The organism is Vibrio sp. McD22-P3, assembly GCF_021568915.1.
GTDB lineage: Bacteria > Pseudomonadota > Gammaproteobacteria > Enterobacterales > Vibrionaceae > Vibrio > Vibrio mediterranei.
This window is the reverse complement of sequence record NZ_JAKGTN010000012.1, coordinates 76,691-91,546: the sequence shown is the minus strand read 5'-3', so window position 1 is coordinate 91,546 and position 14,856 is coordinate 76,691. Positions and strand designations below refer to the sequence as shown.

Genomic DNA, 14,856 nt, shown 5'->3' with positions numbered 1-14,856 from the left:
TATCTACAACTGGTTGGAAAGTAATCAGTTGTAGAGGTATTCACAACTAAAAAGCATAGGATTGGCAATGCTGGATTCTAAATTACTTCGTACAGAGCTGGATGAAACAGCTGAAAAATTAGCACGTCGCGGCTTCAAGCTAGACGTAGAGACTATCCGTAAACTTGAAGAACAACGTAAGTCCATTCAAGTAGAAGTTGAGAATTTACAATCCACGCGTAACTCCATTTCCAAGCAGATCGGCCAGAAAATGGCTGCAGGCGACAAAGAAGGCGCTGAAGAGATCAAAAAGCAGATCGGTACACTAGGTAGCGATCTTGAAGCGAAGAAAGAAGAGCTCACTGCGGTAATGGCTCAACTTGAAGACATCACACTGTCTGTTCCTAACTTGCCAGCGGACGACGTTCCTCAAGGTAAAGATGAAAACGACAACGTAGAAATCTCACGTTGGGGTGAGCCTAAGTCTTACGACTTTGAAGTTAAGGATCACGTTGATCTTGGTGAGATGGGTGATGGTCTAGACTTTGCTAGCGCAACGAAGATTACTGGTGCACGCTTTATCGTTATGAAAGGCCAATTCGCTCGCCTTCACCGTGCAATCGCTCAGTTTATGCTGGATCTTCACACGGAAGAACACGGCTATACAGAAATGTATGTTCCTTATCTAGTGAATGCGGACAGCCTGTTTGGTACTGGTCAGTTACCTAAGTTTGGTAAAGATCTTTTCCACACTGAGCCACTAACTGAAAAAGCGAGCGATGAAGAGCCACGTAAACTGTCTCTTATTCCAACAGCAGAAGTGCCAGTGACGAACTTAGTTCGTGACACTATTTCTGAAGAGGCGGACTTGCCACTTAAGATGACGGCGCACACGCCTTGTTTCCGCTCTGAAGCGGGTTCTTATGGTCGTGACACTCGTGGTCTTATTCGTATGCACCAGTTCGATAAAGTTGAATTGGTACAAATCACGAAGCCAGAAGATTCAATGAACGCGCTTGAAGAGCTAACAGGTCATGCTGAGAAAGTACTTCAGTTGCTAGAACTTCCATACCGTAAAGTGGTACTTTGTACTGGTGATATGGGCTTTGGTGCTCGTAAAACTTACGATCTTGAAGTTTGGGTTCCTGCGCAAGAGACGTATCGTGAGATCTCTTCTTGCTCAAACATGTGGGACTTCCAAGCTCGTCGCATGCAAGCTCGCTTCCGCCGTAAAGGTGAAAAGAAGCCTGAGCTGGTGCACACTCTAAACGGTTCTGGCCTAGCGGTTGGCCGTACTATGGTTGCTATTCTAGAGAACAACCAAGAAGCAGATGGTCGTATCGCGATTCCAGCTGTACTTCAAAAGTACATGAGTGGCGCAACACATATCGGTTAATGATAACCTACTAATTATTAAGCCCAGCATTGCTGGGCTTTTTTATATCTAGAAGTCAACTTTCCCCTTGTGTAGGTATGCGACGTCTGATTTAACTATTACAACAATGTAATAGTCTTTCCTAATTTCGACTGATTATTAACCTAACCCCAATAGTTATAATGTCCGCCTTACCACGGTAAGTATTCATTTCTCGACCTAACTGAGGAGGGCATATGGCCGTAAGGTGGGCAAATGACGATAGTGTCAGCCAACAGATTCAAAATACCATTGACGATGAGATTTCACGGGTAAGAAGCGCGACGAGTCGCGGAGAAAGTGCGCTTTATTGTGATGAGTGTGGGGAGTTAATTCCTGAAGCGAGACGCATAGCGATAAAGGGTGTGAGATTTTGTATTCAATGTCAGCAATCGCTAGAGCACTTAACTCAACGTCAGGCGTTGTTTAATCGTCGGGCGAGTAAAGATAGCCAACTACGTTAATTATCATCGATATACAAAGCGGTTTGAAACCAAGCGTCAAACCGCTTTTCAGTACACGTTATCCTGCGCTTGATTCAACGAAGCAAGCTTCATTTTCCAACGCTAAATCAATCGCTTTAACTAAGGCGTCAATATGTTCCGGCTGGCTTATGTAAGGTGGCATCATATAGATCAACTTGCCGAAAGGTCGAATCCAAACCCCTTGTTCGACGAAATGCTTCTGAATCACTTCCATATTTACGGGGTGTTTGGTTTCAACCACACCAATTGCGCCAAGCCAACGCACGTTCTCAACTTGTTGGTGGCGAGTTAAGGAAGGGAGCTGCTCAGCAAACAGTGCTTCGATACTGCTGACTTGTTGCTGCCAGTGGTTCTCGGCAATGAGTTCTAAGCTGGCTGAAGCAACAGCGCAAGCTAAAGGGTTCCCCATAAAAGTAGGCCCGTGCATAAAACAGCCAGCTTCCCCGCCACATACAGTATCAGCGACATGCTTCGACGTGAGTGTAGCGGACAAAGTCATATAGCCGCCAGTTAATGCTTTGCCAACGCACATAATGTCTGGCTGGACATTAGCGTGCTCGCAAGCAAACAGTTTTCCTGTTCTTCCAAAGCCCGTAGCGATTTCATCCAAAATCAGCAAAATACCGTATTGGTCGCAAAGCTCACGCACTCGGGAAAGAAATTTGGGGTGGTAAATTCGCATCCCACCAGCGCCTTGGACAATAGGTTCAAGGATTACTGCAGCGATCTCGCGGTGGTGTAGGTCAATCTTTGCTTTAAAGTCGGCAATATCAGCCTCTTCCCACTCTTCGTCAAAACCGATCGTTGGCGATTTCGCAAAAATATGCTCCGGAAGAAACCCTTTATACAAACTGTGCATCGAGTTGTTGGGATCGGTTACCGACATAGCCGCAAAGGTGTCACCATGATAACCGTGACTTAACGTCAGGAACTTAGGTCGGCTCTCTCCCTTTGCATGCCAATATTGCAGAGCCATCTTTAGACTTACTTCAACAGAGACCGAACCAGAGTCAGCTAAGAAAATGTGTTCCAGATTATCAGGTGCCAGTGCTAACAACCGTTTGCTGACGTCGATTGCCGGTTGGTGAGTAATGCCACCAAACATGACGTGAGCCATCTTTTCACTTTGTTGAATCAACGCTTGATTGAGCTTTGGGTGGTTATACCCATGTATCGCAGACCACCAAGAAGACATGCCATCTACGAGTTCAAGGCCATTTTCTAGTTTAAGAAGTACGTCATTAGCAGAGATGACGGGGTAACAAGTTAAAGGGTTAAGGGTAGAAGTGTAAGGGTGCCAGATATGCTGTTTATCAAACTCTAAATCCATGAAATAAGCTCTGATTGAAAATTAACCAAGTGTAAACTTGTTGATGTGGTCGGTGTTGACAGTGTACCGCTTGTCAGTACACTAGCCAAGACTAATTATAAGTGAGCAAAGGATAAACCAGTGGAAGTACGACACGATTGGACCCATGCCGAAGTGCAAGCGTTGATGAACAAACCCTTTATGGATCTGCTGTTTGAGGCGCAATTGGTGCACAGGCAGTTTCAACAAACAAATCACGTCCAAGTTAGCACTTTGCTGTCGATTAAAACCGGTGCGTGCCCAGAGGACTGTAAATACTGTCCCCAAAGTGCACGTTATAAAACAGACGTAGAATCTGAACGCTTGATGGAAGTGGAGCGTGTACTAGATGCTGCTAAAAAAGCGAAAAATGCAGGCTCAACGCGATTCTGTATGGGGGCTGCATGGAAAAACCCCAAAGAGCGCGATATGCCTTTGCTAACAGATATGATTAAAGGCGTAAAAGATATGGGTTTAGAAACCTGTATGACCTTAGGCATGCTAACGCCAGAGCAAGCAAGTCACTTAGCTGAGGCTGGGCTTGACTACTATAACCACAACCTTGATACCTCACCTGAATTTTACGGCAACATCATTACCACAAGAACTTACCAAGACCGCTTAGACACTCTTAGCCATGTTCGTGATGCTGGTATGAAGATTTGCTCAGGTGGCATTATTGGTATGGGTGAGAGTGCTAATGACCGCGCCGGTCTGCTGATGGAGTTAGCCAACTTACCAGTGCAACCAGAAAGCGTGCCTATCAATATGTTGGTCAAAGTAAAAGGCACGCCGTTAGAAGAAGTGGATGATGTAGAACCGTTCGACTTCATCCGTCTAATTGCGATTGCCCGTATTATGATGCCAAAGTCAGCAGTGCGCTTGTCTGCTGGGCGAGAAAACATGAATGAGCAAATGCAGGCCCTGTGTTTCATGGCCGGAGCAAATTCAGTGTTCTATGGTTGTAAGTTGCTGACGACCCCTAATCCAGATGAAGATACCGATCTTCAATTGTTTAAGAAGTTGGGTATTAATCGCGAAGAGACATCGCAAAAGCCAGATGAAATCCAAGAAAGCGAGTTACTAGATAGAGTAGTAGAGCGTGTTGCTGCGCGTCCAACAAAAGACGATTTGTTCTATGACGCGAGCGTTTAACCAGCGCATCTCGGATGCTCTAATGGAAAGGGAGCGGAGCAACTTGCTTCGCTCTGTCCAAACATTGGAGTCAGGGAATCAATCTGTTTTTCATAAAGACGGTCAGTCATTCCTTAACTTCTCTTCCAATGACTACTTAGGTCTAGCGTCAAGTTCTGAGTTAAAAGACAGCTATCAGCAAGCCATCTCAGAGCTTGGAGTGGGTAGTGGAGCCTCTCCTTTAGTGACGGGTTATTCCACACAGCATGAGTCATTGAAATCTGCGCTTACTGAATGGTTGGGTTTTGATACTGCACTGTTTTTTTCGTCAGGTTATGCTGCCAATCAAGCGCTGCTGCTCACGCTATTAACTAAGGGGGATTTGTTACTTCAAGATAGACTCAATCATGCCTCACTGATGGAAGCGGGTATGCTTTGTGGCGCAGATATGAAGCGCTTTCGTCATAACGATCTTGCCCATCTGGAGTCATTGGCTAGAGCCGAGCGTTCAACACTCGCGGTCACCGAAAGTGTGTTTAGTATGGATGGCGATCTATCCGATATCGAAGCGTTTGTCGGAATTTGCCAAACGCGCGGTATGTTGTCTATGGTCGACGATGCTCATGGCATTGGGGTCATTGGCGACAATGGATTGGGAGCCTGTGGGATCAGTGAGCTCAAGCCAGAGATATTAGTCGTGACGTTTGGCAAAGCGTTTGGTCTTAATGGTGCTGCAATACTTTGCTCAGAAGAAATGGGCCAATATCTAACCCAATTTGCTCGTCACTACATTTATTCAACGGCATTTTCAGCAGCTCATGCCCGTGCTCTGTTAAAGGCTCTGTCAATGATTCAAACGCAACATTGGCGCAGAGAAAAATGGATGGAATTGTCTACCATGTTTGAGGAGCTGTTAAGCGATTGCCCGGAATATGTTTCCACCTCTACGCCAATTAAGCCTTGGGTTGTCGGTGACTCAGCTCGCGCTTTAGCGCTTTGTTCTTCTTTAAAAGAAAAAGGTGTGTGGACCACGGCTATTCGTCCTCCAACGGTACCCAGAGAAAGTGCAAGGTTGCGTATTACTCTCTCTGCGTCGCATCAGCAACAAGATGTGCTAATGCTTGCCACCCATTTGACACGTTTTTCGGAGGAAGGATAAATGACCGAAGTGTTAGCTCATTTGCATACTCCATTACCAAATAAAGATGCAATTTCCGCAGCGTTTGGACGCGCTGCGGAGCATTATGACCAGCATGCTGAACTGCAACGAAAAGTGGCGGACCGTTTGCTGGACAAACTGCCCAATGACTTATCTGGATGCCGAGTGCTCGATCTTGGCTGTGGAACGGGATACTGCGCGCAGCAGTTACTGCGCAGAAGCGCTAACGTGGTCTGCGCTGATCTCTCTGCTGAGATGCTAGCAGAGGCTCAACGTCGTTGTGGTATCGAAAATGTGACTTATCAATTGGCAGACGCTGAGCAGCTACCTTTTACGTCAGCTGAATTTGACTATGTAGTCTCCAGTTTGGCATTACAGTGGTGTGCGGATTTGTCGATACCACTGCGAGAGATGAAACGCGTGACCAAAACTGGAGGCGCTGTATTCTTCTCATCTCTTGTCGATGGCTCTCTTAAAGAACTCAAGAGGTCATGGGGTAAAATTGATGCATATCAACATGTAAACGACTTTACGACGTTGAATCAGGTAAAAATTGCGTTAGCGCAATCTGGATGTCGTGACCATCAACTAGACTTGCCGGAAATGGTTATGTGGTATCGCACCGCACTTGGTTTGATGAAGGACTTGAAAGGCATAGGAGCCAATCACGTAGAAGGTCGCTCAAAAGGGTTTACTGGTAAACAGGCTCTCAAGGCACTTGAAATGGAATATCAAAAATACGCAAACCAAGATGGGTTGCTACCTGCTAGTTATCAAATTTGTTTGGGGTCAGTTGCATTATGATGAAAGCACTATTTATTGCCGGTACGGATACTGAAGTTGGGAAAACCGTTGTATCAAAAGCGATATTAAGTGCTGTAAGTGCACAAGGAAAATCAACGATAGGGTATAAGCCTGTCGCAGCAGGATGCGAAATTACAGAACACGGTCTGAGAAATTCAGATGCGTTACATCTTCAAGCGGCTGCGAATCAAGATATCGACTACGACTTAGTCAATCCTTATGCGCTTTCGTTACCTGCGTCGCCGCATATTGCTGCGATAGCCGATGATGAAGTAATTAGTTACGACAAGCTCTCTACAACCTTACACCAGCATAAAGAAAACAGTGACTTTGTGTTAGTTGAAGGCGCTGGTGGTTGGCGCGTACCAGTTTCGAAAGACGATTGTCTGTCGACTTGGGTTCAACAAGAAAAGTTGCCAGTTGTCTTGGTCGTAGGTATTAAATTGGGCTGTTTGAGCCACGCTATGCTTACTGCTGAAGCGATTAAAGCGGATGGTCTTGAATTAGTCGGATGGGTAGCTAACCGCGTAAACCCTGGTGTGGAGCATTACGCTGAAATTATAGAGATGCTAGAAAACAAAATTGATGCACCCAAGTTAGGGGAGGTGCCTTACGTTCCTGGCTGTAAGAAGCGAGACTTAGGCAAATATATCAAGTTAGATGTACTCGAAAGCATATAAATGCAAAGGGCTGTCATTATGACAGCCCTTTTTAATTGGATAACATGTAGGAAGTTACTTATCTTCCGATAGGCCCATAAGTGCAGACTGAGTTTCCATAAGATGAATGTCTAGCTCAGTAGTGTCTTGAATACCTAGTTGCTCACGAGCTTCGTCTTCGCTGATACCGAGGTGGCAGCAAAGCAAATCAATTGCCATCTGAAAGTTGTTGTTCTCTACCATGGTATTTTCCTTTTCTACATGGAGTGTTCAATCTCACTGGACTTTAACTCGCACACTTATCACTCACAATACGACCAAAGTCTAAGACCTTTTCATCAATCACAATGAAATCTTAGCTCCATATTTTATATGCGTATAATTGCAATCATCGGTAGTTGATGTGCTTTTCTGTTATTTCATGGGCTTATAGTTTATGAAGTAATCAAGATATTAACTGTTTGTTTCAATTTAAAGCTTAACCTTGATTTTTAAATCTAAGACTATATGTATATAGTGAAATCGAAAAATGCCACACGGATCTCAAACTTGGGCCGTAGAACTTTGACTAAAACTATAAGCAAAATGGCATTTTCGTCATAATCAAGCTTCTTAATTTGGAGAAATGTGAATGAAGCGAGTATTACTCTTCCTAGCAACTAACCTTGCTGTGGTTCTAGTGTTAAGTGTTGTTCTTAACATTGTCTATGCAGTTACTGGCATGCAACCAGGCAGTTTGTCGGGTTTATTAGTCATGGCGGCAGTATTTGGATTTGGCGGTTCATTCATCTCTTTGATGATGTCAAAGAAAATGGCGCTACGTTCAGTTGGTGGAATGGTGATCGAAAGCCCTCGTAATGAAACAGAGCATTGGTTACTAGAAACCGTTGGTCGACAATCTCAGCAGGCGGGCATCGGTATGCCAACCGTTGCGATTTATGATTCTCCAGATATAAACGCATTTGCGACGGGTGCAAAGAGAGATGACTCGTTGGTGGCTGTATCTAGCGGCCTACTACACAATATGACACGAGACGAAGCAGAAGCGGTACTTGCCCACGAAGTTAGTCATATCGCGAATGGCGACATGGTTACTATGACGCTAATGCAAGGTGTCGTGAATACGTTCGTTATCTTCCTGTCTCGCTTTATTGCAAATATTGTTGCGTCAAACAATAACAGCGATGAGGGCGAAGGCGGCACTAACATGATGGTGTACTTCGGTGTTTCTATGGTGCTTGAACTGGTGTTTGGCTTCCTAGCGAGCTTTATCACTATGTGGTATAGCCGCCATCGTGAGTTTCATGCGGATGCGGGGGCGGCAAGTCTTGTTGGCAAGCAAAAGATGATTGCAGCACTGGAAAGATTGAAAATGAGCCAGGAGTCTCATCTTGAAGGTTCCATGATGGCATTCGGCATCAACGGTAAGCGATCCATGACCGAACTTCTAATGAGTCACCCGCCACTAGAAAAGCGTATTGATGCGTTAAGAAATCAGTAATACTAATTCTTAGAACTTGTTAAAAAGCTTGGAAAAATTTCCAAGCTTTTTTTTTGATCCTTTCAAACCTCCCCACCGTAACACTTATACAAAAAGTTGTACTTTCCAGATCTTGTATAACTTTCAGGCTGTACTAGCTTGTACTTTAGAGACTTTTGAAAAAACGAATTAAGGGTTGTTATGAATATAGAAATGGTTAGCGAGGTGTATCAGAAGCTAAACAAGAACAACCTGCATCTTCTTGAACAGATTTATCACAAGGATGTGGTGTTTGAGGACTCTGCTCATCGCTTAGAGGGGTGGGATCAACTGTCCGCTTATTTTGACTCTTTGTATACCAACGTCATCAAATGTGATTTTGACATTCGTCATCATCAACAGGTAGAAGATTCAGGTTTTCTGACTTGGACCATGCAGTTACAGCATCCCAAGCTTAATGGGGGAGAAGCTGTAAAAGTAAATGGGGTTAGTCACATTCGTTTCAGCGGAGATCGAGTCATCTTTCATCGAGATTACTTCGACTTAGGGGAAATGCTTTACGAGAACATTCCTCTACTCGGTTTTGTTATTAAGAATATTAAACAGAGGTTGGGTAAGTAATGACGCACTCGCATCAATCCGTCTTCATTACCGGTGCGTCATCTGGCATAGGATGGCAGTTGGCTAATGATTATGCTGAAAAAGGTTTTCTTGTCTACGCCTGCGGACGTTCAGAGGCGAAACTTCATTCGTTACAAGCGGGCAGAGAGAACATCGTTCCACTTTCGTTTGACGTAACCGATAGGGAAGCGGTAGCACAGGCATTTAGCAAGATTGAACTAGTTCCAACGCTGTGGATAGTCAATGCTGGTGACTGCGAATACATCGATGAAGGGGTGATTGACGCAGCGTTGATAGAGCGAGTGATGACAGTCAATGTGATGGGGACCGTGAATGTACTAGAACAAATGCAGACAAGATTGTCATCGGAACATCATGTTGTGGTCGTCAGTTCAATAGCGGGTGAGTTGGCTCTGCCTCGTGCTGAAGCTTACGGTGCTTCGAAAGCCGCTATCACCTATTTAGTGCGCACTCTACAGCTCGATTGGAAAAAAAAAGGGGTTGCCATCAGCTGTGTTTTCCCTGGATTTGTGAAAACCCCACTTACGGATAAAAACGATTTTGATATGCCGATGATGGTATCGGTAGAAGAAGCTTCAAACGCGATTCAAACGGGAATAGATAAACGGGCAGCTTACATCTATTTCCCCAAGCGCTTCACATGGATTCTTCGCCTCGTCGGTATCATGCCTTATGGCTTACAAACTAAATTAGTAACACGCTTGCTAAATCAATCGTGATAGATAAAGGACTTTCTTTCTATGAAAATAGCAATTATCGGTACAGGAATTTCAGGCTTAACGTGTGGTTACTATTTACATAAGCATCACGATGTAACCCTGTTTGAAGCCAATGATTATATCGGTGGTCATACCGCCACAGTGGACGTTGAGGTAGAGGGAAAGTCCTATGCCATCGATACTGGATTTATCGTTTATAACGATAGAACTTATCCCAATTTCATGAGAATGATGAAAGAGGTTGGAGTAAAGGGTGTTCCTACACAAATGAGTTTTAGTGTAAAGAACGCAGCCACGGGCTTAGAGTACAACGGTCATACGTTATCAACCTTGTTCGCTCAAAAACGCAACCTACTCAATCCAACCTTTTACCGCTTTATCTTTGAAATTTTAAGGTTCAATAAGCTTGCTAAATCGTCTGCGGAGTCAGACAAATCCCTGCTAGCAACTCAAACGCTAGGCGACTTTTTAAGTCATCATCGCTTCTCTGACTATTTCACTCAAAACTACATCCTACCAATGGGCGCAGCAATTTGGTCTTCGACTCTAGCCGATATGAGAGCATTCCCGCTTGGATTCTTTCTGCGCTTCTTCCTAAATCATGGTTTGCTTGATGTTGTTAATAGACCGCAGTGGTATGTGATTGAAGGTGGATCACGCAGCTATATCGGTCCGCTTACGCAGGGCTTTGCCGATAAGATCCGGTTGAACTCTCCTGTCACCTCAGTGTCTCGAGATTCTGCTGGAGTTACGGTGATGTCTAATGGCAACTCAGAGCGTTTTGACAGAGTGATTTTTGCCTGTCATAGCGACCAAGCATTAAAGATGCTTGCTGAGCCGACTCAATCTGAGCTATCAATTCTTGGTGCTATGGAGTATCAATTAAATGAGGTAGTGTTGCATTGCGATGAAAGTCTACTTCCAGTGAGAAAGTCAGCATGGGCGTCGTGGAACTATGCGTTAGATGGCTCGGAAGATGAACAATCTCGATTGCCGACATTGACCTATGACATGAATATTCTTCAGCATATTGAATCTGATACGACATTTTGCGTGTCGCTCAATTCATCTAACGTGATTGACCGCTCCAAAATACTCAGAACCTTTAACTATAGTCATCCGGTGTTCACGACCCAAAGTATTGAAGCACAGCAACATAGAGAAAAACTGTGGGGACAAAATAACACGTGGTTCTGCGGAGCCTATTGGTATAACGGATTCCATGAAGATGGAGTGAAGAGTGCGTTGGATGTTGTTGAAGGTATTTTAGCCAGTGTTAACAATGCCTCCGCTTCTGTACGAGGAGCTGCGTGATGGTTTCCAACAGCCAACTTATGGTTGGGCACGTAGCGCATCGTCGCTATACGCCTACCAAACACCATTTAGATTATCCATTATTCATGCCTGCTATCGATTTAGATGAGCTTGACTCTTTAAAGCAAAAAGTTTGGGGTTTTGGGGAACGTTGGTGGCACTGGGCTCGATTTTGCCGAGAAGACTATCTAGGTGAAGGCGATTTGAAGTTAGCGGTGCAAGGTAAAGTTGAGGAGCTCACTGGTGAAAGAATCGAGGGTAGAGTGGTTGCGGTTTGCCATCTGAGATACCTTGGTCTGTATTTCAGTCCGGTCAACTTCTATTACCTATATGATGAAGAGAATAACTGGCGTTATCTGTTGGCAGAAGTAAGTAACACCCCTTGGAATGAAAGACATTATTACGCTATAGAGGCAGACAAAGGTGTAAATCATCAAAATTGGCGCCATGACAAGGCATTCCACGTCTCTCCGTTTAATCCTTTAGATCAGCAGTATCAGTGGCGTCTGAAGCCGTTAGGGCAGCGCTTGTTTGTGTACTTAGCGTGTCACAAGTCAGAAAAAGTATTTGATGCCACTTTGTCAATGAAAGGGCGTGCATTTACCTCGAAGAATTTAATCCGACAATTGGTCACAACACCAATTATGACGGTGAAAGTCGTGGTGGGGATATATTGGCACGCCTTAAAGTTATGGCTTAAAGGAACACCCATCTATGACCACTCTAAACCCAAGAAGGCTTCGGCTCATTCTGCACCTTCTGACGAATTTTCGCAGCATACGAACTCAAAGAATTAGGGAGAATTCAACATGTTAAATACGACCTCAATAGAGGCACCTAGAGCCCTAACTGGTTTACAAAAAACCGCGAAAAGTATTGCATTCAAATGTTTATACAAACTTGAGATTGGTTGTTTAACCATCATAGAGAGCTTTCAAGAAGAAGGAAGCGTCGGCAAACATGTTGGTGAACGCTTTGGTAAACCCAAAGAAGGGGAACCGACAGCGATTATCGAAGTGAAACACCCAGAGTTTTACCGTCGACTAATTCAAGGAGGCAGTATCGCAGCGGGTGAAGCGTACATGGATGATTGGTGGGATAGTCCTGATTTATCCGCGTTAATGGAGTTGATGGCGGTCAACCTAGCCGCTCTTGACTCTATTGAAGATCAATCAAGTCTGCTCACGAAAGTGATGTATAAACTTGGACACTGGGTGAACCGCAATACGGTTACTAAGTCAAAAGAGAATATTCAAGCTCATTATGACTTGGGTAACAGTCTATATGAGACATTTCTCGATGAGAGAATGCTCTACTCTTCGGGCATTTATGTAAGCCCGACAGATACGCTAGAGCAAGCCCAACTCAATAAAATGGAGCGGCTTTGTCAACAATTGCAGTTAGTACCGGAAGATCATGTAATAGAAATAGGTACAGGTTGGGGCGGTATGGCGATTTATATGGCCAAAAATTATGGATGTCACGTTACCACAACCACTATTTCGGATGAGCAGTTTGATTACGCAAAACAGCAGGTCGAAAAAGCAGGACTCGAAGATAAGATTACTCTTTTGAAGCAAGACTATCGCTTACTTGAGGGAGAATTCGATAAGCTTGTTTCCATCGAAATGATTGAAGCAGTTGGTAAGCAATACTTAGTTTCCTATCTGCAAAAGTGCCAGTCTTTATTAAAACCTCAAGGTTTGATGGCGATTCAGGCTATTACTATTGCTGACCAGCGATACGATTACTATGCCGATAATGTCGATTTTATACAGAAGTACATTTTCCCTGGGGGCTTCTTGCCTTCCATCACAGCGCTTACCACTAACAGTACTAAACACACGGATCTCATCGTGAGAGATCTGTTTGATATTGGTTTGGATTACGCGAAGACATTGGTGGATTGGCGTCTAAGGTTTGAAGCATCTTTAGAGAGAGTCAGAACCTTAGGCTACGACGAGCGATTTATTCGTATGTGGCGCTACTATTTTTGTTATTGCGAAGGCGGGTTTAGGGCGAAAAGTATCAGTACCGTTCATATTACCTTCCAGCGTGGTCGTTAATAAAACGTTTGATGCTAAATAATGGAGGTCACAATATGTCACCAGGGTGGAAACTTCTCATTATCAGTAGTTGGTTTCAGGTGATCTGGTTACTGTCAGTCATTGGTCAAACAAGGTTTCAGTGGCTAGCGTTGACATTGAGTATTGTGACCATTTTGGTTTCGTATCGAATGCTAAACCTTCGTTTATTGCAACTGTCGCTGTTGGTTGTCGCTGGCCTAGTTATTGATAGTCTGAACATGTTCGCTAGTCTACTTGTGTTCGACACTCATGTTTTGCCGGTATGGCTTATGGCGCTTTGGTTAATTTTTTCTTGGTATGCGTTTTATTTGAAAACTTTTTTGACGTCTTACCCAATTCTCCTCGTATCAATAATTGGTGGATTCGGTGGAGCGATTAGTTACTTGGCGGGTTTTAAGCTTGGAGCTGTAACTACGCAGTACTCGATGTTGGTCACTCTCGGAATCCTTTTTATTGAATGGGTCTTAATCGTTTACTTAATCGTGCGATATCCAAGACCAAACGAGAGAAAGTGGACTCATGAGACATAGGATAATTTTGGCGACCTTACTGAGCTTGTTACTGAGTTCTCATAACGCAGTCGCCTCCAAAGATTCCCCCGTCAGTTATCAAGCGTGGGGCCAGTGGCAAGTCGTTGGGGAGGCGCAACTCAGTTGGTTGTTCTTTGACGTTTATCGTTCCCAATTGCTTGCACCTCAAGGCATTTACGAAGTGTCAGAAGACGTTTCTCCCCATCCCATAGCATTAAGAATTCAGTATCAAAGAGACATCAGTCGACAACAACTTTTGGATGCGACTCTTGACCAATGGCAAAAAATGGGTGTCGATAAAGTGACAAGAAATCAATGGATTGCCAAGTTATACGATATTTTTCCGAGTGTATCAGATGGACAGCAGCTCATTTATGTCAGTGATGGGACATCGGGCAAGTTCTATTATCTTACGAATCAGAAGCCGCTGCAGCTCGTAGGGTCTATTGATGATGAGTCGTTGAACGATGGCTTCCTTGGTATTTGGCTAGCTCCAAATAGCCAGTATCCGAAACTTAGAGCCCAACTTATAGGGATGAATAGATGACGTTATTTCGTTGGCTTATACTGCCTCTTGTACTCATGTTAGGTGCATGTAGTGCAGACCTGTCAGATTATAAAAACAGTGAACCTAGATTTGACTTGTTCGGGTACTTTGAAGGAGAGACAAAAGCTTGGGGAATGGTTCAAGACTATACCAATAAACAGAACCGACGTTTTGACGTCACTATTGTCGGCACAGTTCAGGACAACAAGCTTGTCCTGGTTGAAGACTTCGTTTTTGATGACGGGGAAATTGACCAAAGGATTTGGACCATTGAGAAGCTCCAAGATGGTTCTTATCGTGGGGTGGCCGACGATATCATTGGCGCGGCAATCGGCAAGGAAGAGGGTAACGCTTTACAATGGCAGTACGACTTCGAACTCAAGGTTGATGGCTCAACCTATACTGTGGCTTTCGATGATTGGTTGTATCGACAAGATGATAAACACGTTTTTAACCTAACGAGCATCCGAAAGTTTGGTATCGAAGTAGGAAAGATCACACTGTTTTTCCAAAAACAGTAGGAGGTGATCTAGAACATTTATCGTTGATGATATC

At 44.2% G+C, this 14,856-nt stretch carries 17 protein-coding genes; 15 read left to right on the top strand and 2 right to left on the bottom strand.

Annotation, left to right across the window (positions count from 1 at the left end; translation table 11 throughout):
* Positions 1-67 precede the first annotated feature (67 nt).
* A complete protein-coding gene (gene serS, locus L2W36_RS15375) occupies positions 68-1,375 on the top strand; it encodes a serine--tRNA ligase (protein WP_006074062.1) in 1,308 nt (435 codons plus the stop codon).
* Between the two features lie 215 nt (positions 1,376-1,590).
* Complete coding sequence (locus tag L2W36_RS15370; protein WP_236110504.1) at positions 1,591-1,857, top strand: DksA/TraR family C4-type zinc finger protein; 267 nt, start codon at positions 1,591-1,593, stop codon at positions 1,855-1,857.
* A gap of 58 nt (positions 1,858-1,915) precedes the next feature.
* On the opposite strand, the gene bioA is transcribed toward L2W36_RS15370, so the two are convergent.
* Entirely contained in the window at positions 1,916-3,208 is a 1,293-nt protein-coding gene (gene bioA, locus L2W36_RS15365) for an adenosylmethionine--8-amino-7-oxononanoate transaminase (protein ID WP_236110501.1), read from the bottom strand.
* Between the two features lie 120 nt (positions 3,209-3,328).
* On the opposite strand from bioA, the gene bioB reads away from it, so the two are divergent.
* From bioB to bioD, 4 genes are read left to right on the top strand one after another with little or no spacing between them, the layout of a single operon-like run.
* On the top strand, positions 3,329-4,381 hold the full coding sequence (gene bioB / locus L2W36_RS15360) for a biotin synthase BioB (protein ID WP_236110498.1): 1,053 nt from the start codon (positions 3,329-3,331) through the stop codon (positions 4,379-4,381).
* Positions 4,365-5,519 (top strand): 8-amino-7-oxononanoate synthase, encoded by a 1,155-nt coding sequence (locus L2W36_RS15355; RefSeq protein ID WP_096441470.1) that lies wholly within the window; start codon positions 4,365-4,367, stop codon positions 5,517-5,519. The genes bioB and L2W36_RS15355 overlap by 17 nt, the downstream gene beginning before the upstream one ends.
* The gene (gene bioC / locus L2W36_RS15350) at positions 5,520-6,323 is read left to right on the top strand and encodes a malonyl-ACP O-methyltransferase BioC (protein ID WP_236110496.1); all 804 of its coding nucleotides are present in this window, start codon (positions 5,520-5,522) and stop codon (positions 6,321-6,323) included.
* Positions 6,320-7,003 (top strand): dethiobiotin synthase, encoded by a 684-nt coding sequence (gene bioD, locus L2W36_RS15345; protein ID WP_236110494.1) that lies wholly within the window; start codon positions 6,320-6,322, stop codon positions 7,001-7,003. The genes bioC and bioD overlap by 4 nt, the downstream gene beginning before the upstream one ends.
* Before the next feature lie 54 nt (positions 7,004-7,057).
* On the opposite strand, the gene L2W36_RS15340 is transcribed toward bioD, so the two are convergent.
* Positions 7,058-7,225 (bottom strand): hypothetical protein, encoded by a 168-nt coding sequence (locus tag L2W36_RS15340; protein WP_006074074.1) that lies wholly within the window; start codon positions 7,223-7,225, stop codon positions 7,058-7,060.
* Between the two features lie 388 nt (positions 7,226-7,613).
* Between L2W36_RS15340 and htpX the strand changes: the two genes are divergently transcribed.
* From htpX to L2W36_RS15295, 9 genes are all read left to right on the top strand, one after another.
* Positions 7,614-8,483: a protease HtpX gene (gene htpX / locus L2W36_RS15335; RefSeq protein ID WP_006074075.1), complete on the top strand. Its 870-nt coding sequence runs from the start codon at positions 7,614-7,616 to the stop codon at positions 8,481-8,483.
* Positions 8,484-8,663: 180 nt separating this feature from the next.
* A complete protein-coding gene (locus tag L2W36_RS15330; protein WP_006074077.1) occupies positions 8,664-9,083 on the top strand; it encodes a nuclear transport factor 2 family protein in 420 nt (139 codons plus the stop codon).
* Positions 9,083-9,823 (top strand): SDR family NAD(P)-dependent oxidoreductase, encoded by a 741-nt coding sequence (locus tag L2W36_RS15325; protein WP_236110492.1) that lies wholly within the window; start codon positions 9,083-9,085, stop codon positions 9,821-9,823. Before L2W36_RS15330 ends, L2W36_RS15325 begins: the two co-directional genes overlap by 1 nt.
* 21 nt (positions 9,824-9,844) lie before the next feature.
* Complete coding sequence (locus tag L2W36_RS15320) at positions 9,845-11,137, top strand: NAD(P)/FAD-dependent oxidoreductase (RefSeq protein ID WP_236110490.1); 1,293 nt, start codon at positions 9,845-9,847, stop codon at positions 11,135-11,137.
* Complete coding sequence (locus tag L2W36_RS15315) at positions 11,137-11,934, top strand: DUF1365 domain-containing protein (protein ID WP_236110489.1); 798 nt, start codon at positions 11,137-11,139, stop codon at positions 11,932-11,934. Before L2W36_RS15320 ends, L2W36_RS15315 begins: the two co-directional genes overlap by 1 nt.
* 12 nt (positions 11,935-11,946) lie before the next feature.
* Positions 11,947-13,203 carry an SAM-dependent methyltransferase gene (locus L2W36_RS15310; protein WP_236110488.1) on the top strand — a complete coding sequence of 419 codons (1,257 nt, stop codon included), beginning with the start codon at positions 11,947-11,949 and terminating at the stop codon, positions 13,201-13,203.
* A gap of 35 nt (positions 13,204-13,238) precedes the next feature.
* Positions 13,239-13,754 carry a DUF2878 domain-containing protein gene (locus tag L2W36_RS15305; RefSeq protein WP_006074088.1) on the top strand — a complete coding sequence of 172 codons (516 nt, stop codon included), beginning with the start codon at positions 13,239-13,241 and terminating at the stop codon, positions 13,752-13,754.
* The gene (locus L2W36_RS15300) at positions 13,744-14,301 is read left to right on the top strand and encodes a chalcone isomerase family protein (protein ID WP_006074091.1); all 558 of its coding nucleotides are present in this window, start codon (positions 13,744-13,746) and stop codon (positions 14,299-14,301) included. Before L2W36_RS15305 ends, L2W36_RS15300 begins: the two co-directional genes overlap by 11 nt.
* The gene (locus L2W36_RS15295) at positions 14,298-14,822 is read left to right on the top strand and encodes a DUF3833 domain-containing protein (RefSeq protein WP_236110486.1); all 525 of its coding nucleotides are present in this window, start codon (positions 14,298-14,300) and stop codon (positions 14,820-14,822) included. The genes L2W36_RS15300 and L2W36_RS15295 overlap by 4 nt, the downstream gene beginning before the upstream one ends.
* The last annotated feature ends 34 nt before the right edge of the window (positions 14,823-14,856 follow it).

Excerpts from the sequence above, each read along its gene's own strand:
- L2W36_RS15300 (WP_006074091.1), top strand. The coding sequence starts at position 13,744 with ATGAGACATAGGATAATTTTGGCGACCTTACTGAGCTTGTTACTGAGT.
- L2W36_RS15315 (WP_236110489.1), top strand. The coding sequence starts at position 11,137 with ATGGTTTCCAACAGCCAACTTATGGTTGGGCACGTAGCGCATCGTCGC.
- L2W36_RS15340 (WP_006074074.1), bottom strand. The coding sequence starts at position 7,225 with ATGGTAGAGAACAACAACTTTCAGATGGCAATTGATTTGCTTTGCTGC.
- L2W36_RS15325 (WP_236110492.1), top strand. The coding sequence starts at position 9,083 with ATGACGCACTCGCATCAATCCGTCTTCATTACCGGTGCGTCATCTGGC.
- L2W36_RS15305 (WP_006074088.1), top strand. The coding sequence starts at position 13,239 with ATGTCACCAGGGTGGAAACTTCTCATTATCAGTAGTTGGTTTCAGGTG.
- L2W36_RS15310 (WP_236110488.1), top strand. The coding sequence starts at position 11,947 with ATGTTAAATACGACCTCAATAGAGGCACCTAGAGCCCTAACTGGTTTA.
- L2W36_RS15370 (WP_236110504.1), top strand. The coding sequence starts at position 1,591 with ATGGCCGTAAGGTGGGCAAATGACGATAGTGTCAGCCAACAGATTCAA.
- L2W36_RS15355 (WP_096441470.1), top strand. The coding sequence starts at position 4,365 with ATGACGCGAGCGTTTAACCAGCGCATCTCGGATGCTCTAATGGAAAGG.
- serS (WP_006074062.1), top strand. The coding sequence starts at position 68 with ATGCTGGATTCTAAATTACTTCGTACAGAGCTGGATGAAACAGCTGAA.
- bioC (WP_236110496.1), top strand. The coding sequence starts at position 5,520 with ATGACCGAAGTGTTAGCTCATTTGCATACTCCATTACCAAATAAAGAT.
- L2W36_RS15295 (WP_236110486.1), top strand. The coding sequence starts at position 14,298 with ATGACGTTATTTCGTTGGCTTATACTGCCTCTTGTACTCATGTTAGGT.
- bioA (WP_236110501.1), bottom strand. The coding sequence starts at position 3,208 with ATGGATTTAGAGTTTGATAAACAGCATATCTGGCACCCTTACACTTCT.
- L2W36_RS15320 (WP_236110490.1), top strand. The coding sequence starts at position 9,845 with ATGAAAATAGCAATTATCGGTACAGGAATTTCAGGCTTAACGTGTGGT.
- L2W36_RS15330 (WP_006074077.1), top strand. The coding sequence starts at position 8,664 with ATGAATATAGAAATGGTTAGCGAGGTGTATCAGAAGCTAAACAAGAAC.
- bioD (WP_236110494.1), top strand. The coding sequence starts at position 6,320 with ATGATGAAAGCACTATTTATTGCCGGTACGGATACTGAAGTTGGGAAA.
- htpX (WP_006074075.1), top strand. The coding sequence starts at position 7,614 with ATGAAGCGAGTATTACTCTTCCTAGCAACTAACCTTGCTGTGGTTCTA.